General features: G+C 57.4%; 24 protein-coding genes and 1 tRNA gene. 18 read left to right on the top strand and 7 right to left on the bottom strand.

Going from position 1 to position 18,667, the window contains the following annotated elements:
• Positions 1-149: 149 nt before the first annotated feature.
• Positions 150-1,364: a peptidase T gene (pepT, locus tag Q0I19_RS01620; protein ID WP_294758602.1), complete on the top strand. Its 1,215-nt coding sequence runs from the start codon at positions 150-152 to the stop codon at positions 1,362-1,364.
• 56 nt (positions 1,365-1,420) lie between these two features.
• On the opposite strand, the gene Q0I19_RS01615 is transcribed toward pepT, so the two are convergent.
• The 3 genes from Q0I19_RS01615 to tig form a co-directional block, all read right to left on the bottom strand.
• Positions 1,421-2,086, bottom strand: a complete 666-nt coding sequence (locus tag Q0I19_RS01615; RefSeq protein WP_294758604.1) for an SdpI family protein — start codon at positions 2,084-2,086, stop codon at positions 1,421-1,423.
• On the bottom strand, positions 2,073-2,357 hold the full coding sequence (locus Q0I19_RS01610) for an autorepressor SdpR family transcription factor (RefSeq protein WP_294758606.1): 285 nt from the start codon (positions 2,355-2,357) through the stop codon (positions 2,073-2,075). Before Q0I19_RS01610 ends, Q0I19_RS01615 begins: the two co-directional genes overlap by 14 nt.
• Positions 2,358-2,533: 176 nt before the next feature.
• Positions 2,534-3,733, bottom strand: a complete 1,200-nt coding sequence (gene tig / locus Q0I19_RS01605) for a trigger factor (protein WP_294758608.1) — start codon at positions 3,731-3,733, stop codon at positions 2,534-2,536.
• Positions 3,734-4,051: 318 nt separating this feature from the next.
• On the opposite strand from tig, the gene Q0I19_RS01600 reads away from it, so the two are divergent.
• The 7 genes from Q0I19_RS01600 (at position 4,052) to Q0I19_RS01570 (ending at position 9,780) form a co-directional block, all read left to right on the top strand.
• Positions 4,052-4,288: a DUF896 domain-containing protein gene (locus Q0I19_RS01600; RefSeq protein WP_294758610.1), complete on the top strand. Its 237-nt coding sequence runs from the start codon at positions 4,052-4,054 to the stop codon at positions 4,286-4,288.
• 122 nt (positions 4,289-4,410) lie between these two features.
• Positions 4,411-5,703 carry an adenylosuccinate synthase gene (locus Q0I19_RS01595; RefSeq protein ID WP_294758612.1) on the top strand — a complete coding sequence of 431 codons (1,293 nt, stop codon included), beginning with the start codon at positions 4,411-4,413 and terminating at the stop codon, positions 5,701-5,703.
• 104 nt (positions 5,704-5,807) lie between these two features.
• Complete coding sequence (locus tag Q0I19_RS01590) at positions 5,808-7,013, top strand: cation diffusion facilitator family transporter (protein WP_294758614.1); 1,206 nt, start codon at positions 5,808-5,810, stop codon at positions 7,011-7,013.
• 18 nt (positions 7,014-7,031) lie between these two features.
• Positions 7,032-8,207, top strand: coding sequence for a malic enzyme-like NAD(P)-binding protein (locus tag Q0I19_RS01585; RefSeq protein WP_294758616.1), 1,176 nt, complete (start codon positions 7,032-7,034; stop codon positions 8,205-8,207).
• 5 nt (positions 8,208-8,212) lie between these two features.
• Positions 8,213-9,052: a fumarate hydratase gene (locus tag Q0I19_RS01580; protein WP_294758695.1), complete on the top strand. Its 840-nt coding sequence runs from the start codon at positions 8,213-8,215 to the stop codon at positions 9,050-9,052.
• Positions 9,053-9,068: 16 nt separating this feature from the next.
• The gene (locus Q0I19_RS01575; RefSeq protein ID WP_294758618.1) at positions 9,069-9,632 is read left to right on the top strand and encodes a Fe-S-containing hydro-lyase; all 564 of its coding nucleotides are present in this window, start codon (positions 9,069-9,071) and stop codon (positions 9,630-9,632) included.
• A gap of 67 nt (positions 9,633-9,699) precedes the next feature.
• A tRNA-Leu gene (locus Q0I19_RS01570) sits at positions 9,700-9,780 on the top strand.
• Positions 9,781-9,972: 192 nt separating this feature from the next.
• On the opposite strand, the gene Q0I19_RS01565 is transcribed toward Q0I19_RS01570, so the two are convergent.
• The 4 genes from Q0I19_RS01565 to Q0I19_RS01550 form a co-directional block, all read right to left on the bottom strand.
• Positions 9,973-11,082, bottom strand: a complete 1,110-nt coding sequence (locus Q0I19_RS01565; RefSeq protein WP_294758620.1) for a site-specific integrase — start codon at positions 11,080-11,082, stop codon at positions 9,973-9,975.
• Positions 11,083-11,220: 138 nt separating this feature from the next.
• Complete coding sequence (locus Q0I19_RS01560) at positions 11,221-12,270, bottom strand: restriction endonuclease (protein ID WP_294758622.1); 1,050 nt, start codon at positions 12,268-12,270, stop codon at positions 11,221-11,223.
• 16 nt (positions 12,271-12,286) lie between these two features.
• Positions 12,287-12,706 carry a hypothetical protein gene (locus Q0I19_RS01555; protein WP_294758624.1) on the bottom strand — a complete coding sequence of 140 codons (420 nt, stop codon included), beginning with the start codon at positions 12,704-12,706 and terminating at the stop codon, positions 12,287-12,289.
• A gap of 4 nt (positions 12,707-12,710) precedes the next feature.
• Entirely contained in the window at positions 12,711-13,046 is a 336-nt protein-coding gene (locus tag Q0I19_RS01550) for a helix-turn-helix transcriptional regulator (RefSeq protein ID WP_294758626.1), read from the bottom strand.
• Positions 13,047-13,284: 238 nt separating this feature from the next.
• On the opposite strand from Q0I19_RS01550, the gene Q0I19_RS01545 reads away from it, so the two are divergent.
• The 10 genes from Q0I19_RS01545 to Q0I19_RS01500 all read left to right on the top strand — a co-directional run bounded on the left by Q0I19_RS01545 (position 13,285) and on the right by Q0I19_RS01500 (position 18,664).
• Positions 13,285-13,476: a helix-turn-helix transcriptional regulator gene (locus Q0I19_RS01545; RefSeq protein WP_294758628.1), complete on the top strand. Its 192-nt coding sequence runs from the start codon at positions 13,285-13,287 to the stop codon at positions 13,474-13,476.
• Positions 13,477-13,541: 65 nt separating this feature from the next.
• The gene (locus Q0I19_RS01540) at positions 13,542-13,757 is read left to right on the top strand and encodes a hypothetical protein (RefSeq protein WP_294758630.1); all 216 of its coding nucleotides are present in this window, start codon (positions 13,542-13,544) and stop codon (positions 13,755-13,757) included.
• 30 nt (positions 13,758-13,787) lie between these two features.
• A complete protein-coding gene (locus Q0I19_RS01535) occupies positions 13,788-13,928 on the top strand; it encodes a hypothetical protein (protein ID WP_294758632.1) in 141 nt (46 codons plus the stop codon).
• A 2-nt stretch (positions 13,929-13,930) separates the two neighbouring features.
• On the top strand, positions 13,931-14,224 hold the full coding sequence (locus tag Q0I19_RS01530) for a hypothetical protein (protein WP_294758634.1): 294 nt from the start codon (positions 13,931-13,933) through the stop codon (positions 14,222-14,224).
• Entirely contained in the window at positions 14,209-14,511 is a 303-nt protein-coding gene (locus Q0I19_RS01525) for a hypothetical protein (RefSeq protein ID WP_294758636.1), read from the top strand. The genes Q0I19_RS01530 and Q0I19_RS01525 overlap by 16 nt, the downstream gene beginning before the upstream one ends.
• The gene (locus Q0I19_RS01520; RefSeq protein WP_294758637.1) at positions 14,508-14,702 is read left to right on the top strand and encodes a hypothetical protein; all 195 of its coding nucleotides are present in this window, start codon (positions 14,508-14,510) and stop codon (positions 14,700-14,702) included. The genes Q0I19_RS01525 and Q0I19_RS01520 overlap by 4 nt, the downstream gene beginning before the upstream one ends.
• Positions 14,699-15,244 carry a hypothetical protein gene (locus Q0I19_RS01515; RefSeq protein ID WP_294758639.1) on the top strand — a complete coding sequence of 182 codons (546 nt, stop codon included), beginning with the start codon at positions 14,699-14,701 and terminating at the stop codon, positions 15,242-15,244. Before Q0I19_RS01520 ends, Q0I19_RS01515 begins: the two co-directional genes overlap by 4 nt.
• Positions 15,237-16,235, top strand: coding sequence for a hypothetical protein (locus tag Q0I19_RS01510; RefSeq protein WP_294758641.1), 999 nt, complete (start codon positions 15,237-15,239; stop codon positions 16,233-16,235). The genes Q0I19_RS01515 and Q0I19_RS01510 overlap by 8 nt, the downstream gene beginning before the upstream one ends.
• Positions 16,226-17,557 (top strand): AAA family ATPase, encoded by a 1,332-nt coding sequence (locus Q0I19_RS01505; RefSeq protein WP_294758643.1) that lies wholly within the window; start codon positions 16,226-16,228, stop codon positions 17,555-17,557. Before Q0I19_RS01510 ends, Q0I19_RS01505 begins: the two co-directional genes overlap by 10 nt.
• Positions 17,558-18,664 (top strand): ATP-binding protein, encoded by a 1,107-nt coding sequence (locus Q0I19_RS01500; RefSeq protein ID WP_294758645.1) that lies wholly within the window; start codon positions 17,558-17,560, stop codon positions 18,662-18,664.
• Positions 18,665-18,667: the final 3 nt, after the last annotated feature.

The raw sequence follows: 18,667 nt of genomic DNA, 5'->3' as shown, positions 1-18,667 counted from the left end.
AAGTATCCTTTATAATCTTTTTTATTTTACCATAAAACTTTGCATTTGAAAAGCCTGTACCCTTGGAAATTGTTACTTTTTGTGCTATAATATGCGTTAAAGTATATGGCAGGCACCGCCCGCCGCTTTTTAAGGAGGATTTAGCCCGTATGCGCGCTTACGAAAGACTTTTGAACTATGTCAAGGTGTACACCACCTCGGACCCCGACTCCGGCACCCATCCCAGCACGATGCGCCAGTTCGATTTGGCACGTCAGCTGGTCGATGAGCTAAAGGCGCTCGGTCTTGCCGATGCCCGCGTGGACGAGCACTGCTATGTCTACGCTACGCTGCCCGCCACCCCCGGCAGCGAAAACGCCAAGCCTCTCGGCCTGATTGCCCACATGGACACCGCCGACGACGCCCCCGGCGAGAACGTCAACCCCCAGATCCACGAAAACTACGACGGCGGCAAGGTCGTACTGCCCGCCACCGGCGCTGTGCTGGACCCGGCGGTTTTCCCGTTTTTGACCGAGATGAAGGGCCAGACTCTGATCACCACCGACGGAGCGACCCTGCTGGGTGCCGACGACAAGGCCGGCGTTGCCGAAATCATGACCGCGCTGGAGCGTATCATCACCGAGAAGCGCCCCCACGGCAAGCTGTGCATCGGCTTTACCCCCGACGAGGAAATCGGCGAGGGTGCCAGCCTGTTTGACGTACCGGGCTTCGGCGCCGCCTACGCCTACACCGTGGACGGCGAGGACGTGGGCGAAATCAGCTACGAAAACTTCAACGCCGCCGCTGCCGTTGTGACGGTACACGGCTTCAGTGTACACCCCGGCAGCGCCAAAAACACGATGGTCAACGCCCAGAATGTGGCTATGGAATTCCACGCGGCACTGCCCGCCTTTGACCGTCCCGAACATACCGAAGGGCGCGAGGGCTTCTTCCACCTGACCAGTATGCAGGGCGATGTGACCACCACCCACTTGGGCTACATCGTGCGCGACCACGATGCCGCCAAGTTTGCCGCCCGCAAGGCACAGATGCAGCACATTGCCGCCTGCCTGAACGACAAATACGGCGCAGGCACGGTGGAGCTGGATCTGCACGACAGCTACTACAATATGCTAGAGAAGATCGAGCCGCACTTCCACTTGGTCGAAAACGCCCGCACCGCCATCCGCGCGGCCGGGCTGGAGCCTATCGAAACCCCCGTGCGCGGCGGCACCGACGGCGCGACCCTGAGCTATATGGGTCTGCCTTGCCCGAACCTTGGCACCGGCGGGTTCAACTTCCACGGCCCGTGTGAGTGCATCACCGCCGAAAAGATGGACCAGAGTGTCGAAATTCTTTTGAATATCGTAGACCTGTACAAGTAAAAATTGCAAAAAGAATCGGGGCGCAGCCTGCATTGGCTGCGCCCCGATGGTTTTTATTACTTCATTTTGCCCTTGTAGACTAAGTAGGAATACACATAGATCCAGATCGTGCCGCCGAAAATCGCCACCATCAGCACAGCCATCGAAACGACCTCGCCCAGCGCCTTGCCGAATATGCTGAACAGCAGCATCACCGCGCCCATTACCACAAAGGTAATGCCGCCCATATGCTGTGTGCGGTTCCAGTTATGCTCATCGTTGAGCGCCCACGGTGTCCGGCAGCCAAAGGTGTAGTTCTGCTTGATCTGCGGCATAAAGTTGCCAAAAACGATGAACAGCACGCCGCAGCCGCCCAGCACCAGCGTCGACACCATGCTTTCGCCGCCCGGCATCAAGCCAAAGCTGTCCAGTGCGGACGTCCACGACATACCAATCATAAACAAGGTCATCAGCAGGGTAAAAATGTTCCACGCCTTTTCAAAGCGGGCAAAGTTTTCGTGCTTGGGGTCTATCCTGCGCACCACCTGCATCATCAATACTATGCCAAACGGCAAAAGCGCTATCACCAGAACCTGCCACTTGTCACCCCAGCCGTCCGCCTGACCGTTCACGCCCCAGTGCATCGGCACCATTTCGGGCAGGGCAGGGTAGACGCAGAGCTGTGCCGCAAGGTTTGCGGCACACAGCGCCAGCATAATCCAAAACAGCTTATTCTTTTTCATTGTGATTGCCTCCTTGCATAAGTCCCAAATCGTAAAACCATTTCATCAGTTCCTGAAACACCGTCATATTTACGTTGTATACGATGTTTTGCCCGCGGCGCTCATCCTGCACCAGACCGGCGCTTTTCAGAATCGCCAGATGGTGACTGACCGACGGCTTTGTCATATCAAACTGTGCAGCAATTTCGCCGGCGGTCAGCTCGTTTTGCGCCAACAGTTCTAAAATCCGGCGGCGCGTAGGGTCTGCCAATGCCTTAAATCCGTCCCCCATAGGTTTGGTTTTGCTCCTTTCGTAAGTTTGATATTTAGATAATTATCTAAATATCTTGCCGTAAGTATACACCCGCCGACGGGCGCTGTCAATAGGGGAAGTTGAATTTTTTCCGGAATGCAAAAAAGCACCGCCGAAGCGGTGCTTTTTGCATTTGGGCAGGGGATCGCTGCCCGTTATTCGTATTTTACGTTGTCGATCAGGCTCTGCATAACCTCGCTCTGCAAAACGTTCATCTTAACGTAGTTTTCGCCATAGGTGCTGATATACCGGCTGGGGTCGCTGCTGCCGAAGAAACGGCTGAAATCGGCAGCCAGGGCAGCGTCGTCGCACTTCATACCCTGCTTCTCGGCAATGGTCTGCATCAACAGCTGCTGCTGGGTAAAGTTGGTGATGGTCGGCTGCATATCCTCCAGATAGGCATCCACGCTTTCGTAGTTTCGCATACTCAGGATGGTTGCCATATCCGTGCCGTAGTTCTGGGCGTAGCGGTATACTTCCATCAGAATAACATCGCGGTAGTAGTCCAGTACGCTCTGGGGCAGCTCGTCAGCAAAGGTGACCTTGTCGCGCAGCGCCTTGTACACCTCGCCGGACTGCTGGTCGTACAGTATGGAATCCTTGACAAAGGCGTTCAGCTCCTCCACGTTACTCATAGCCATCGTGGGGGCAAGGTTTTCCGCCACCCACTCGTCGCTCAGCTCGGGGGTGACCTTTACGCTGATGTAGTTCAGCGTCGTCTTGAATACGGCAGCCTTGCCGTTCAGTTCTTCCTTGCCGTAATCCTCCGGGAAGGTGACCTGCACGTCAAAACTCTCGCCGGGGGTGTGGCCGACGATCTGATCCTCAAAGCCGGGGATAAATGTCCCGCTGCCAAGAACCAGGTCGTAGCCTTTGCCCTGCGTGTTGCCGCCCTCAAACTCAACGCCGTCGACAGAACCGACAAAGTCGATGTTGACGGTATCGCCGTCCTCGGCCGCGCGGTCGGTGACCTGCTCGGTGGTGGCAAACTGGGAAAGCACGTTCTCGTCAATGTAGGAATTCAGGGACGCGTCGCTCACAGTGCCAAGGTCGGCGCTCAGGGTAATGTCGGCGTAATCCTCGGGCAGGGTAACATAGTCGGACGCCTTGATGCCGACAAGATATCCGTTCTCATCAAACGCCTGCGCATAGTCGAAATCGGCAAGATACGCATAGGCGGAATCATCTGCGGCGGTGCTTTCGGCGGCAGATTCGGAGCCGGATTCGGCAGCGGAGGACGAAGATGCCTCGGCGGATTCGCTCGAAGCGGCGGTATTGCCGCAGCCGGTCAGGGCGGCGGTCAGCGCCAGAGCCAGCATAGCGGCAGCGGCGCGGTGCATGGTTTTCAGTTTCATTGGTTACTCCTAGGTTATACAAATTTTCAACATACCTTCTTATTATACACACTTTTTGAAAAAAGTACAGCCGAAACGGATGAATTTTTTGCAAATTTATGATATACTGACGTCAGGGTAATACCGCAGAATTCTAAGTGCCGATACGGCGAGCGAGGTGCGGCAGCTGCTAAGCCAAAAGCGCAAATAATACTTTGTGTATTATCGAGCATTTTGGTAACGCAGATGCCGTGCCGCAGCCGTCGGAGCGGTGCTTAAGCCGTAAGGCGGGAATTGTGTGGTGTTGCCTTAGTTCATTCCCTAAAGGAGGAAGTTTCTATGGACGCATCCATGATTGAACGCATCAACGCACTGGCGCGCAAAGCCAAAACCGAGGGTCTGACCGAGGCGGAAGCCGCCGAGCGCGAGACCCTGCACAAAGCCTATCTTGCCGAATTCCGCACAGGGCTGCGCCAGCGGCTGGATTCCACCTATGTGCAGACGCAGGACGGGGCAAAGATACCTTATAAGGAGTATGTCCGCCTTGCCAAAGAGGCAAAGGAAAAAGAATCTTGAATAAATCTTGAAAACCAGTGGAAATCCGCCGCAGCCTGTGTTATAATGAAAGACGGCGGCGGATCCCGGATTTTCCGGAGAAGGCTGAATTGCCTATGATTTTACGAAAGAGGTAAAAACGTATGCTTACTGCAATCACCGGTATCAACTGGGGTGACGAGGGCAAGGGTCGTATGGTCGACCTGCTCAGCCAGGATTATGACATTGTTGCCCGCTATCAGGGCGGCGACAACGCCGGTCACACCGTCAAGAACGAACGCGGCAAATTTGTGCTGAACCTGATCCCCTCCGGCATTCTGCGCCCGGACGTCGTCTGCGTTATGGGCGGCGGCATGGTCATCGACCCTGAGCATCTCGAAAAAGAGATCGCCGCTCTGACCGAGAAGGGCATTGAAATCAGCCCCAAAAACCTGAAAATTTCCGACCGTGCCACCATCACCATGCCGTTCCATGTTGCACAGGACGGTCTGGAGGAGGAGCGCCTGTCCAAGACCGGCGCCCAGTTCGGCTCCACCAAGCGCGGCATCGCCTACAGCTACGGCGATAAGTTTATGAAAAAGACCCTGCGTATGGGCGACCTTGTCCATATGGACGCAGGCGTGCGCAAGCGTCTGGAAACCATCGTCGAGTCCAAGAACCTGACCATGGTCAACATCTACGGTCAGCAGCCCGTCAGCGTGGACGAAATGTGGGCATGGTGCGAGCGCTACGCCAAGCTGTTTGCCCCGTATGTCTGCGACGTAGGGCAGTTCCTTGCCGAGGCAGACGATGCCGGCAAGAAGATCATGTTCGAGGCTCAGCTGGGTGCGCTGCGTGACATCGACTTTGGCATCTACCCCTACACCTCCTCCTCCAACACCATCTCTGCCTATGCACCCATCGGTGCCGGCATTCCCGGTCGCAAGCTGACCCTGTCCATCGGCATTATGAAGGCTTACTCCTCCTGCGTGGGCGAGGGTCCCTTCACCACCGAGCTGGCTATGACCGAAGCCGACAAGGACGTTCTGCGTGAGCATGGTCACGAGTACGGCGCCGCCACCGGCCGTCCCCGCCGTGTCGGTCCCTTTGACGCCGTTGCCAGCCGCTACGGCGTACAGTGCCAGGGCTGCGATGAGCTGGCTCTGACCCTGCTGGATGTTCTGGATTACATGGAGGAAGTCCCCGTCGTCACCGCCTACAAGCTGACCGACGGCACCACCACCGACCGTTTCCCCACCGGCAAGACTTTGGACGATGCCCAGCCTGTTGTGGAAATGCTGCCCGGCTGGCATTGCGACATTTCCGGCGTGCGCAAGTTTGAGGACCTGCCCGCTGCTGCCCGCAACTATGTTACCCGTCTGGAAGAGCTGGTCGGCTGCAAGATCAAATACATCTCTGTCGGTCCCGAGCGCGATGCCTGCATCGTCCGCGACTAAAATTTCCCCTATATAAATATCACGGCGGACTTTACACAAGTCCGCCGTTTTTAGAAATTTGGGCAGCACCGTGCCGCCCTTGTAAGAAAAGTTGGTGTTCTTCTTTGATCGAACTTTTGATCCGCGCCTTTATTAAAGACCACGAAAAGCACACAGACCGCAAGGTGCGCACCGCCTACGGCAATTTAGCCTGCCTTGTCAGCGTTATCTGCAACCTGCTGCTGTTTGCCGGCAAAACCGCTGTCGGCGTGCTTTCGGGCAGTGTTGCCATCACGGCAGACGGCCTGAACAACCTTTCGGATGCAAGCTCCAATCTGGTCAGCCTTGTCGGCTTCCGGCTGGGGGCGCGTCCCGCCGACTCCGAGCATCCTTACGGCCACGCACGGTATGAGTATCTGGCCGGGCTTGCCGTATCCGTGATGATTCTTGTCATCGGCATTGAGCTGCTGAAAAGCAGCTTTGAGAAGGTTCTGCATCCCACCGAGGTTTCCTTCAGCGTTACCATGGTGCTGGTGCTGATTGCCTCCATTCTCGTCAAGCTCTGGATGGCACGTCTGAACCGCACCATCGGCGGGCGCATCGACTCGGAAACCCTGATGGCGACCGCCGCCGATGCCCGCAACGATGTCATCACCACCGCCGCCGTGCTGGTCGCCTCGGTGCTGACTTACTTTACCAAGTTCAACCGCATTGACGGCGTGATGGGTCTGGGCGTTGCCGGGTTTATTCTGTACAGCGGCGCAACGCTTGTGCGGGATACCATCAACCCGCTGCTGGGCGCAGCGCCCGACCCCGCCTTGGTCGCCCACATTGAGGAAAAGGCGCTGAGTTACCCCGGCGTGCTGGGCATCCATGATTTGATGATCCACGACTACGGTCCCGGCAACTGCCTGGTCAGCTTTCATGTCGAGATGGACGCCAACGCCGATGTGATGCGCAGCCATGACATCATCGACAACATTGAGCGCGATATGCTCGCACAGGACGGTCTGGTCGTGACCATCCACTATGACCCCATTGTCACGGGCGACGCGCACGTTGCCGAGCTGAAAGCCTTCTTAAAAGAAGAAATCAAACGTCTTGACCCCGAGGCGGACATCCACGACCTGCGCACCGTACCCGGAAAAACCCACACCAACGTTATTTTTGACTGTGCCGTCCCCGCCGAGTATCTGCACGACAAGCAGCGCCGCGGTGCCAAATTGGCAGCCGCCCTGCGCACCGCCGTGCAGGACAAATGGCCGGATCATTTCTGCGTCATCCGCTTGGAGCCGGACTACACATCCCACAACGTCCCCGCCAAAGACTGAAAAGAGAGGTATATTGCCATGGATTACAACAAAGCCGCCCTGGAACTGCACAGCCGATTCCCCGGTAAAATTGCCGTTCAAAGCCTGGTTGCCTGCAAAGACCGCGACGCCCTGTCCACCGCCTACACCCCCGGCGTTGCCGAGCCCTGCCGCAAGATCAAGGCCAACCCCGACGATGTCTACACCTACACCATGAAGGGCCGCACGGTCGCCGTTGTCACCAACGGCACCGCTGTGCTGGGTCTGGGCAACATCGGCCCCGAGGCAGGTCTGCCTGTCATGGAGGGCAAGTGCGTCCTGTTCAAGGAATTTGCCGGTGTGGACGCCTTTCCCATCTGCCTGAACGCCAAAACCAAGGAGGAGGTCATTGCCGCTGTCAAGGCGATCGCCCCCACCTTCGGCGGCATCAATCTGGAGGATATCCGCAGCCCCGAATGCTTTGAGATCGAAGCCGAGCTGGAGCGCGATCTGGATATCCCCGTGTTCCACGACGACCAGCACGGCACGGCCATCATTGTGCTGGCCGGTGTGCTGAACGCGCTGAAGGTCGTCGGCAAGCGCATTGAGGACGTCAAGATCGTGCAGAACGGTCCTGGTGCCGCCGGTACCGCCATCATCCATATGCTGCAGGTCGCCGGTGCCAAGCACATCATTGCCGTGGACGAGCACGGTATTCTTGTTCCCGGTCGCGCCGCCGGGCTGGAAGGCCACAAGGCAAAGCTGGCGGAGGAAACCAACCCCGACAAGCTGACCGGCGGTCTGGCCGAGGCCATCCGCGGCGCGGATATCTTTATCGGCACCTCCATCGCCGGGGCACTGACCCCCGAACTGGCCGCCACGATGGCCAAGGACGCCATTGTCTTTGCCATGGCGAACCCCACCCCCGAAATTATGCCCGACCTTGCCAAGGCCGCCGGTGTGCGCGTGATCGGCACCGGTCGTTCGGACTTCCCGAATCAGGTCAACAACGTGCTGGCGTTCCCCGGCATCTTCAAGGGTGCCTTGTCGGTGCGCGCCCGCGACATCAACCCCGCCATGAAGATGGCTGCCGCGAACGCCATTGCGGGTCTGATCGCCGACGACGAGCTGAGCGAGGAAAACATTCTGCCCAAGGCGTTTGACTCCCGCGTAGCGGACACCGTTGCCGCCGCCGTCGCCGAGGCTGCCCGTAAGAGTGGGGTCGCCCGCGTATGAGCAACATTCGGGAGCTGGACGCTGCCCGCATCACCGATGCGGTCGAAGCGCTTTGCATTGAGGCAAACACCACCCTGCCCAAGGACGTAAAAGCCGCACTGGACGCCGCCGAGGCTGCCGAGCCGTGGCCCTTGGCAAAGCAGACGCTGGGGCTTTTGCAGCAGAATCTCTGCGTTGCCGCGCAAAAAGAACTGCCCATCTGCCAGGACACCGGTATGGCCTGTGTTTTTGTGGAGTTGGGGCAGGACGTACATATCAACGGCGATCTGACCGATGCCGTCAACGAGGGTGTGCGCCGCGGCTATGAAAAAGCCTACCTGCGCAAATCCATCACCGCCGACCCTTTGCAGCGCGTCAACACGGGGGACAACACCCCTGCCTTTTTGACCGTACATCTCGTGCCCGGCGACGGCTGCCAAATTACGGTAGCCCCCAAGGGTGCCGGCAGCGAGAATATGAGCCGCATGGCGATGCTCAAGCCCGCCGACGGGGTGCAGGGGGTCATTGACTTTGTGCTGGACACCGTAAAACAGGCGGGTGCCAACCCCTGCCCGCCGATCGTGCTGGGCATCGGCATCGGCGGCAGCTTTGACCACTGCGCCGCCCTTGCCAAAAAGGCACTGCTGCGCCCGCTGGATGCCCCCAACGCCGACCCCTACTATGCCGCACTGGAAAAGCAGCTGTTGGACGCTATCAACGCCACCGGCTTCGGCCCGCAGGGCTTTGGCGGTGCCACCACCTGCCTGGGCGTTGCCATTGAGCAGCGCCCCACCCATGTGGCGTGCCTGCCCGTAGCCGTCAACATCAGCTGCCATGTGACCCGCCGCGCGGTCTGCCGCCTGTAAGGGCAAGGAGGAACGTATGCAGCATATTTTACATACCCCGCTTACCAAACAGGCGCTTGCGCCGCTGAAGGCAGGGGACACCGTTCTGCTTTCCGGCGTTGTGTACACCGCCCGCGATGCCGCCCATGCCCGTATGGCAGAGCTGCTGGACAAGGGCGAGGCCCTGCCCTTTGCGTTAGAGGGTGCCGCCGTGTACTATGTAGGTCCCACCCCGGAGCGTCCGGGCTGCGCCATCGGTGCCGCCGGTCCCACCACATCGGGCCGCATGGACGCCTACACCCCGCGTTTGCTGGACTTGGGTCTTGCCTGTATGATCGGCAAGGGCAAGCGCAGCCAAGCCGTCAAGGATGCCGTTGTCAGAAACGGTGCCGTCTACCTTGCCGCCATCGGCGGTGCAGGAGCGTTGATGTCCGGCAGCGTGCAAAGCTGCGAGATCATCGCCTGGCCGGACCTCGGCTGCGAGGCCGTGCGCAAGCTGACCGTACAGGATATGCCCCTGACCGTTTTGCTGGACGCCCACGGCGGCGATTTGTACGAAAGCGGCCCCGCCGCCTACCTGGCCGCCTGCGAAAAAACCTGAACCGTCCGCAATTTACCGTCCCGCCATTGACAAACCCCGCCAAAGTTGCTACACTAATAGTTGCCTTGCGACCATGGCGGAATTGGCAGACGCGCTGGTTTTAGGGTCCAGTGTCCAAGACGTGCAGGTTCAAGTCCTGTTGGTCGCATACCTTATTCAATCACGCATTATCGTTTGTTTTTCGATGATGCGTGATTTTTTATTTGTTGCGAATGGATTTGTGTTGCTGTAAGGTGTACATTTGCGCGTCGTAAAACGTCGTATAGCCCCTTATTTTTCCATTTTGTCGTAAAAACGTCGCACAAAAAGCGGCAGATTTCTCCGCCGCTTTTGCCTATTTTCAGGTTGTCAGGATGTAGTTCTCGATCTGCGCGGCGGCGTTTTCCAACTGGCGCTCCCGGATGTGGGTGTAGATCCGCCGGGTGGTCGTAATGTCGGAATGACCCAGCAATTTCTGCGCCTCCAGCTCGCCCACATTTGCCTCATACAGGATAGACGCGAACTCGTGGCGGAACTGGTGCGCCGTGACATCTGCCTCCCAGACCTTGACGTTGGTGGTGTACTCTTTGCCTTTGTGTCGGTTTTTGCGCGTGACAATCTTGTAGTGCGCCAGACCAATGCCCTTGCAGTAGTAGGTCCATCGCCGCTGATAGCTGGTGCCGGACAGGGGTCGCTCACCGCCTAGGATATATTCCTCTGGCTGGCCGCACAGTGGTTCCAGCAGAGCGCGCAGGGGAGAGAGCAGCGGGATGGTGCGCACCGCGTTTTTCGTTTTGGGCGTCTGCACTGCCGGCTGGTTATGGATCCAGGTGACCGACTTAGACACACAGATGCGGCCTGCCTCCCAGTCAATATCCCGCCATTGCAGCGCCAACACCTCGCCCAGACGGCAGCCCGTGAACACAAACAGCCACGCGCACAAACCGAAGCCCTCCGGGTGGGCCTTGACGGCGGCCAACTGGGCAGGCGTAGGCGGTTCTCGCTCGGTTTTCTTCATGCCGCGGGGCAGGGAAGTCATCGGCACGGGGTTGTACACCTGGTCATCCCGGATACACCAGTATTTGAAGATCAGGCTCAACACGCTGCGGGCGTTGCGGGCCGTGCCGCCTGCCATGCCCCGGCTTTTGAATTTGCGGCTCCAGTTATCCACTACCGACGGGGTGATTTCCTTCATGTGGTAGCCGGTGAACTCTTGCATCGCATTGTTGTAGCCGCCCTGGTAGGCACGGGTGGTGCCGTTTTTTACCTGTTGCTGGTACTGCTCCCACCATTCCGGCGCGACGTTCTCGAACAACGGGCCGACCATCTCCAGCCGGCGGCGCTCTTCCTCGTAGGCAGCGATCTTGGCGTTGACCTCGGCCACCCGTCTACCGTAAAAATGCACCCGCTTGCCATCGTAGGTGCGGGTCCGCTCCACCAGCCCTCCGGGCCGCTGCTTGGTTTTTCCCATAAAAATAACCTCCTTCAGGGTACACTTTGACAAGCCTGCCTGAAGGTGGTACAATACGATTGCTGGGTCGTGCTGTACCACCATGTGGGCAAGCTGATCTATCAAAACGCTCCACGGTTGCCGCCGTGGGGCGTTTTTTCATTTATTGGCCATTTCCTCTATCTTTTTACCATTCCAAAGCAGCACATTTGTTTTCCTGGCTGTTTCAACGGCAGCAGGAGTAAAGTCGCTGTTCGTCATCACAACTGCAACCATGCAGTGATAATACTGTGCTCCAGATAAGGCCTCTTGTACGGCATGGTTGCCGACTTTATCGGTATAGTATTTGCACTGGATGCCATAGGTGACATCGTCTTTTTCTGCCAGCACGTCAATTCCATAGTCACCGCTGGCCTGAGTGACTTCTGCCTTAGAAAATCCATTTTTTAAAAGTAGATCTGCGCAGTAATGTTCAAATTGATGTCCGTCCATAGCGAGGGGGACTGTATCTGGAGCTGCTTTTTCTCTGTACGAATTTCGAATAATCTTCCAATCAATTTCAGACACAAGCAGTTTCCTTATTCCTTTATTTGTAGCGCTCCACGGTTCAACCCATCCATTCTCTTCCATTTTGTCAAGATATTCCGCTGATGCTGCATAGCCAATTTTCATGTTTCGCTGTAAAAAGGCGGTGCTACACCACCCCTGGCTTACGCAAAGATCCATCGCCTGAATTAAAGCCGGATCACTTTGCACAGATTTTACAACATTGCTTTTTCTCTTTTTAAGCTCGTTTTCTAATCTGTTCCAAAGTTTTAATGGCATTTTTTCTTTATATATATCCAACTGATGCTCAAGTAAAAAAACATCGCGCTTGTTTTTTTCTGTTGCTCTATTCATCATATCCAGAGCAAGCGATGTGTACCGTTCCTCTTCTGAAATTTCTCTAAGCGTAACACTGGGCAGTGTTCCACTAAACGACACATACTTTTCAAGGTCAGAAAGTTCTTCCAAATCTTCAACAAGTAAACTATAACACGAAAAAAATTCAGATGGTGTCGTTGCATTGTTTATTTTATCCGCATAAGACTGTGCCATCATTATCAATGTAGACGCACGGCTTTCTGTTTCTGCTATGCATTTATCACACAATCCACTGTTCAGCTTTAAAAATGGCCCCCACCTGTTGCATCGAACACATTTCGGCATAAAGCAATATTCCTCTTTACGAATTAAAGTCCACGCCCCTGCACTCTGTCCAGTAGTGCAGGGCTTCTTTTATATAATCCTCATCCAGGTTGAAGTATTCGGCCAGCTGCCAAGGCTCGGTAAATCCGCAGGCCATGGCATGACGCAAATCATCCACTGGCAGGTATTTCTCGACCGATGCCGCAAAGGCTTTGTTCTCGACCTGCTCCTTGATCTCGTAGGGGCTATACGCCAGGTAGAATGCCCCGCTCAGATAGTGCCCGGCCTCGTGGGCCAGCACAGTGCGCTCTTTGGCAGCCGTCTTGCAGCGCGAACGGTCGATGACCAGAAAGTTATCCATAAAGGCGATGGCAGTGTTGGCTTTCAGTTTCAGCTCGGCCACATCCACCCCAAGGCCCTGCAGGTCATTATATATTGCACCGACAGACGTGTTCATCTGCTTAAACACCAGTTCCTTTTCGTTTGTTTCGCTCTGCCTTAACGCGCATCGATGCCATGATGTCGTCGATGTCATCCTCGGTCAGGTGATTTTTCACCTTACCATAAAAGGCAATCAGTTGGTCTTTCATTTCGGTTTCCGGCTGAACTTCGCCGATCAGATCATCCACGGACACCCCGAAATATGCCGCCACCTTCGCGAGAGTTTCGCCAGAAGGTGTGGCCCCTGTCTTTTTCCACTTAGTTACCGTTGAATTACTCAGCCCGATTTCGTCTGCTGCCCGGCTAAGACTTATGCCCTTGTTTTTGCAAAGTGCGACATATACGTCATAAAACACAATTTCCGACGCTCCTTTTTGTGCAGAGCGCTAAAACTAACCAAATTCAGAATTTGTACTTGACTTTCTAACCAAATTCAGATATTATAGTGACACAGATTGAATTTGGTAAGGCACAGAAAGCCCCCACGGTCTGTTGGCTTTGGAAAGATTTTTGCGCTGATATTTGTTGGCGCTTTTATCTTACCGCAAATTCTAACCAAAGTCAAGTTTTTATGAAAAAGGAGGTTAGATTTGTATGCCTGCACAATGGACGGGCGAACTTGTTGGGAAAATGCACAATGCGGGTGTCACTGCAAAGCAGCTGGCAGCCGAGATGGGCAAGAATCCCAAGTACGTTTCCCAGGTCTTGAATGGGCATTATTCGCCCAAAAAAGCAGAGACCGAGTTCAACGAGGCTTTCAAACGACTTGTCTCTCCTGAAGCCTGACCCCATTATACCACCTTGCCTGTCCCATTGTCCGGACCGGCAAAATTCGACAAGGAGGAACCCCTATGGCACGAGAAAAAGACGGCTACCGGGATGCGTTAGAGCGCATCCGCAGCCAGGCTGCGGGGGAGTTGGTCACAGTAGCCGAGGCGGCCCGCATCGTTTACGGCCCCGATGACACCCGAGGCAGACGCAAGGTCTGCCAGCAATTCACCGGCTGGATCGGCGGCGATCACGGCAAACGTATCCCCGCTACCGCATTAGCAAGACAAATCTGTTGAACTTAGAAAGGAGGAAATCACACAAAACACATGAGCAGACAAAGTATCCGCCTGTCTTTGCTGATTATGGGCATCGTGTACCAGATAGCCTTTTGGTTTCACGACCGGCAGCTTGATCTGGTAATGACCGCAATTTATCTTGTAGGATCACTGACAATGAAGGAGGACTAATCGTGTACCAAAACAAAGTGGCCGCCCGAGTGCTGGAACACTCGAACGGCCAGAGATGTGAACTTGCACAAATCCACAATCATATTTTACTGCATGCCGTGCGTTTTGGCAAGGTTTTTTGCAAGACCTGCGCGGTGATGCTGGCCCTGCTGGGGCTGGCCGCGCTGGCGTCCCTGCCCACCGCCCCGGTGTCAGCCGTGCTGACGCTGATCGGCGCCGTCGACGCCCTAAACTGGGTCTGCGGCGCATGGTTTACCCTGTGCGAGATGGAGGTGGCCTTATGCGCGGCATTTTGATTGACCCCGGCTGCGCGCCGGAGATCCGCAAGCTGCCCAACACCGCCCAGGGGCTGAACGCCTTCCTGGGTGGGGAAGTACAGATCTACCGCTTTGGCAGCGTGTTTGCGGCACTGGTCTACACCCACCAGGCGCACCAGGCTATGCCCAACCGGCACTACATCGACCGCTGGTATTACGGGCGGCTGTGCATCGTAGGCTGGCGAAACAACCGCATGACCGACCTGCCCGCCGACCTGGCCGATGAACTTTGCCGCCGCTGGGCGGATGTGGAGGTGCAGGTATGATGACGCCCGGCTATATCCGTTTCCAGTTTGAGAACAGCACCCCCGGCCGGTTTCTGGATTTTTATACCGCCGTCTGCCAGGTACTGGACTCTGACACGCCTGACCGGCTGAGCCAGATTGGGGCGCTGCGCGACGCTGCCGATGATGGTGCCCGCCGCCACATTCAGCAAATCCTGGAGGCTGACCCGTGAGTAAGCCCAAACTGGCCGAGGCAGATATGCTGCGGACCGACTGGGACCGCAGCCACGATCTGACGCTGGTGGCCCAGCTGCATGCCTGCACCTCGCAGGATGTGATCGACGCGCTGGGCCTGACCGAGGAAGAGATCCCCGCCCGCTACCGGCAGCACACCCAGCCCAACGGAAAGCGCTGGGGGCGTATCCCCTGGGAGGAAGCCCACCCCGAGGAAGCGCAGCGTCTGTACGCCCTGATGAACAGCGGCCTGACCGCCACCGAGGCGGCCGCCATCATGGGGCTGACCAAAGGCCGCACCTATGCCATTTACAAACGAATGAACGCGAAAGGAACCGCTATGGAAAATAAAGTAGAAAGCCACAAGAAAAAGCCATCCGCCAAGTACGAGCAGGGGCTGATAGACCTGGAGGATTTCATCACCTGCTTTAAGACGACCGGCCTGCTGGATGCCGACACGCTGACCCTGCTGGACAGTTTCCGAAAAGAAGCCCGCGGCTTTGTGCTGGGCATGAAATTTGCGGAGGCCTGCCATGAGTGAAACAATCCTGACCCCGGCAGCACCGACCGCGCCCGCCGAGTTTGACTACAGTGGGCTGGATGAACAGACGGTTAATGACCTGCACCTTGCAGAACGAGAGTACGCAGCAGGCAAACGCCTGGCGGAAATTGGACTGCATCGCATGGCAGACGGTGTGGCGATTGCACATGAAGCGCTTGTCCCAAATTGGGACAAGCGCAGCAATCAATACAGTGAGGACACCTTCCGCCGTTGGTGCGAGAGTATCGGTGTCAGTAAGTCCGCAGCTTACCGTCTGCTGCAAGTTACCACTCTGTTTGATAACAGCAGCCCCGAGCAGCAGAAAATCCTTGATTCGCTCTCTCCATCTTTATTATACGCTGCCGCCAAGCCCAGTGCCCCCGCCAACCTGGTGCAAGCCGTCAAGGATGGCGACATTACCACCCACAAGCAGTACCAGGAACTGCTGAAAGAAAATCAGCAGCTGCGCGCTGATCGGGTAAGCGCCCTCAACGCCGCCCAGGCTGCCGAGCACGCCCGCGATGCCGCCCTGGCCGATGTCAACGGTTTGCACGAGCAGAACAAAAAACTGTGCAGCGAGAAAGCCGAGGCCGAGCGCCAACTGGACGGTGCCCGTCAGGTGGCCGAGGCTGCCAAGATGCGGGCCGACAAATGGCAAAAAGAGGTCGAAGCCGCCAAGGCGCAGCCCGTAGAGGCCGTGGTGGATGAGGAGGAGATCGACCGCCGCGCCCACAAGCTGGCCGCTGACCTGACCGCGCCCCTGCGGGAAGAACTGGATGCCCTGAAAGCCCGCCCGGCTGCGGATACCACCGAGGATGACCTGCGCAACGCCTACGACAGCCTTTTGCTGGTCGGGCGCAGCATGCAAAACGCCTGGAAGTCGGTAAAGCCGCAGCTGCAAAAGCTGCCGGCGGACACCCGCGCCGGGGCCATCAACCAACTGAACAACACCTTGACCGAAATCCAGACGGAGGCGATAAAATGTCTGTAACCATTACCGCATTGGAAGCGGAAAACGTAAAACGCATCAAGGCCGTGGAGATCACGCCTGCCCCCACGGGGCTGACGCTGGTCGGCGGCAACAACAACCAGGGCAAGACCAGTGTGTTGGATGCCCTGGCATGGGCGCTGGGCGGCGATAAATTCCGCCCGGCCGCCGCTGCCCGGGACGGAGCCATCACACCGCCTCACCTGAAAGTGACCCTGTCCAACGGCATTGTGGTGGAGCGCCGTGGCAAAAACAGCACCCTGACCGTCACCGACCCCACCGGTCGCCGCGCCGGCCAGCAGCTGTTGAACGAGTTCGTCGAGGTATTGGCGCTGGACCTGCCCCGCTTTATGGATGCCAGCGACCGCGACAAGGCCGACACCCTGCTGAAGATCATCGGGGTGGGGGAGCAGCTGGCCGTGCTCGACCAGCGCATCAAGGCTCTGTACGACAAGCGCACGGCCGTTGGGCAGATCGCCCAGCAGAAAAAATCCTACGCCGAAGAAATGTTGAGTTACCCCGAGGCCCCCGCCGAGCCGGTCAGCGCGCTGGAGCTTATCCAACAGCAGCAGGAAATTTTACTGCGCAACGCCGAGAACCAGCGCCAGCGCGACCGCCTGGCCGAAGTGACCCACGCAAAACACCGCTATGCGGACGAACTGCAGCGGCTGGATGAGCGCATCGAAGCCCTGCAAGCCCAGCGCCGGGAGCTGCAAGCCAGCTATGATGCCGCCGTGGTGGCCGAGGAAAGCTCCACCAAGACCGTGGCCGAGCTGCGAGACGAATCCACCGCCGCACTGGAGGAGAGCATCCGCAACGTGGAGGACACCAACCGCAAGGTGCGTGCCAACCTGGACAAGGCCCGCGCCGAGGATGATGCCGCCGAGATGGCCGCTCAATATAGCAATCTGACCGACCAGATCAACGAGGCCCGCCGCAAGCGCACGGCCCTGCTGGACGGTGCCGATCTGCCGCTGCCGGGCCTGGGGGTCGAGGATGGCTGCCTGACCTACCACGGGAAACGCTGGCGGGACATGAGCGGCAGCGACCAGCTGCGCGTAGCCACCGCCATTGTGCGCCGCCTGAACCCCAACTGCGGCTTTGTGCTGCTGGACAAGCTGGAACAGATGGACCTTGCCACGCTGGCCGAGTTTGGCCGCTGGCTGGAAGCCGAGGGTTTGCAGGCCATCGCCACGCGGGTCTCGACCGGCGGCGAGTGCCAGATCATCATCGAGGATGGGCGGGTCAAAGAGGATACCGCAGCTTGTGACACGGTGTTACAAGCTCCCGCAGACACCCCCGCCTGGAAGAAAGGAGCCTTTTAAATGAGTAAGTACACGATCACCACCGGCATCCAGAACACGCCGGTCAAAACCGTGCTGTACGGGCCGGAGGGCATCGGCAAAAGCAGTTTTGCCGCCAAGTTCCCGCAGCCGGTGTTCATCGATACCGAGGGCGGCACCAAACGGCTGAACGTTGCCCGCCTGCCCGCGCCCACCAGCTGGGCCATGCTGCTGGACGAGGTGGAGGAAGTGCGCAAGGGGAACGTGCCCTGCAAGACGCTGGTCATCGACACCGCCGACTGGGCCGAGCGCCTTTGCACCGAGGCGGTCTGTGCCAAGGCTAAGGTCAAGGGCATCGAGGATTTCGGTTACGGCAAGGGTTACACCTATTTAAAGGAGGAGTTCAGCCGCCTGCTGGATGCCCTGGAGGAAGTTCTGGGCACCGGCCGCCATGTGGTGGTGCTGGCCCACGCTGCCATCACCAAGTTTGAGCAGCCCGACGCTGTGGGCAACTACGACCGCTGGACGATGAAAACCAGCAAGCAGGTAGCCCCGCTGTTGCGGGAATGGTGCGACATGCTGCTGTTCGCCAACTACAGGACCATCGTGGAGAAATCCGGCAGCGGCCAGAACGCCAAGAACAAGGCCAGCGGTGCCCGCCGGGTGCTGTACACCGCCCACCACGCCTGCTGGGATGCCAAGAACCGCTTTGGCCTGCCGGAGGAAGTGCCCTTTGAGTACGCCAGCATTGCTGCCTGTATCGAAGCGGGCAGCACCCCGGCTGCGCCTGCAACAGCCCAGATGCCTCCCCCAGTGCAGCAGCCCAAGTCCGCACCGGCACCTGTACAACAACCCGCGCCACCGCCACAGGAGACCGCAAACTCCCAGGTACAGTGTGTGCAGGATACCGCCCGCGAAACGCTGGAAAAAGAGCTGATTGCCGAACAGGTGCCTGAAAAATTGCGCACCTTGATGGTGAACGACTTTGTCAATTCGGCCGAGCTGCGTCACGCCGTATACCAGCGCGGATGCTACCCCGAGGACACGCCCATTGCCAACTACGACCCGCAATTCGTGGCTGGCAGCTTAGTGGCCGCCTGGAGCAAATGGTTTGAGTTCATCAACGAAAATTCTGACATTCCGTTTTGATTT

This window comes from uncultured Gemmiger sp. (assembly GCF_934561205.1).
Lineage (GTDB): Bacteria > Bacillota > Clostridia > Oscillospirales > Ruminococcaceae > Gemmiger.
This window is presented reverse-complemented; position numbering and strand designations above follow the sequence as displayed.

Coding starts and splice junctions, on each gene's coding strand:
- Q0I19_RS01505 (WP_294758643.1), top strand. CDS start 16,226: ATGTCTGTAACCATTACCGCATTGGAAGCGGAAAACGTAAAACGCATC.
- tig (WP_294758608.1), bottom strand. CDS start 3,733: ATGAAACTGAAAACCATGCACCGCGCCGCTGCCGCTATGCTGGCTCTG.
- Q0I19_RS01500 (WP_294758645.1), top strand. CDS start 17,558: ATGAGTAAGTACACGATCACCACCGGCATCCAGAACACGCCGGTCAAA.
- Q0I19_RS01540 (WP_294758630.1), top strand. CDS start 13,542: ATGGCACGAGAAAAAGACGGCTACCGGGATGCGTTAGAGCGCATCCGC.
- Q0I19_RS01520 (WP_294758637.1), top strand. CDS start 14,508: ATGATGACGCCCGGCTATATCCGTTTCCAGTTTGAGAACAGCACCCCC.
- pepT (WP_294758602.1), top strand. CDS start 150: ATGCGCGCTTACGAAAGACTTTTGAACTATGTCAAGGTGTACACCACC.
- Q0I19_RS01535 (WP_294758632.1), top strand. CDS start 13,788: ATGAGCAGACAAAGTATCCGCCTGTCTTTGCTGATTATGGGCATCGTG.
- Q0I19_RS01510 (WP_294758641.1), top strand. CDS start 15,237: ATGAGTGAAACAATCCTGACCCCGGCAGCACCGACCGCGCCCGCCGAG.
- Q0I19_RS01615 (WP_294758604.1), bottom strand. CDS start 2,086: ATGAAAAAGAATAAGCTGTTTTGGATTATGCTGGCGCTGTGTGCCGCA.
- Q0I19_RS01595 (WP_294758612.1), top strand. CDS start 4,411: ATGCTTACTGCAATCACCGGTATCAACTGGGGTGACGAGGGCAAGGGT.
- Q0I19_RS01555 (WP_294758624.1), bottom strand. CDS start 12,706: ATGAACACGTCTGTCGGTGCAATATATAATGACCTGCAGGGCCTTGGG.
- Q0I19_RS01600 (WP_294758610.1), top strand. CDS start 4,052: ATGGACGCATCCATGATTGAACGCATCAACGCACTGGCGCGCAAAGCC.
- Q0I19_RS01545 (WP_294758628.1), top strand. CDS start 13,285: ATGCCTGCACAATGGACGGGCGAACTTGTTGGGAAAATGCACAATGCG.
- Q0I19_RS01575 (WP_294758618.1), top strand. CDS start 9,069: ATGCAGCATATTTTACATACCCCGCTTACCAAACAGGCGCTTGCGCCG.
- Q0I19_RS01610 (WP_294758606.1), bottom strand. CDS start 2,357: ATGGGGGACGGATTTAAGGCATTGGCAGACCCTACGCGCCGCCGGATT.
- Q0I19_RS01525 (WP_294758636.1), top strand. CDS start 14,209: ATGCGCGGCATTTTGATTGACCCCGGCTGCGCGCCGGAGATCCGCAAG.
- Q0I19_RS01585 (WP_294758616.1), top strand. CDS start 7,032: ATGGATTACAACAAAGCCGCCCTGGAACTGCACAGCCGATTCCCCGGT.
- Q0I19_RS01560 (WP_294758622.1), bottom strand. CDS start 12,270: ATGCCGAAATGTGTTCGATGCAACAGGTGGGGGCCATTTTTAAAGCTG.
- Q0I19_RS01565 (WP_294758620.1), bottom strand. CDS start 11,082: ATGGGAAAAACCAAGCAGCGGCCCGGAGGGCTGGTGGAGCGGACCCGC.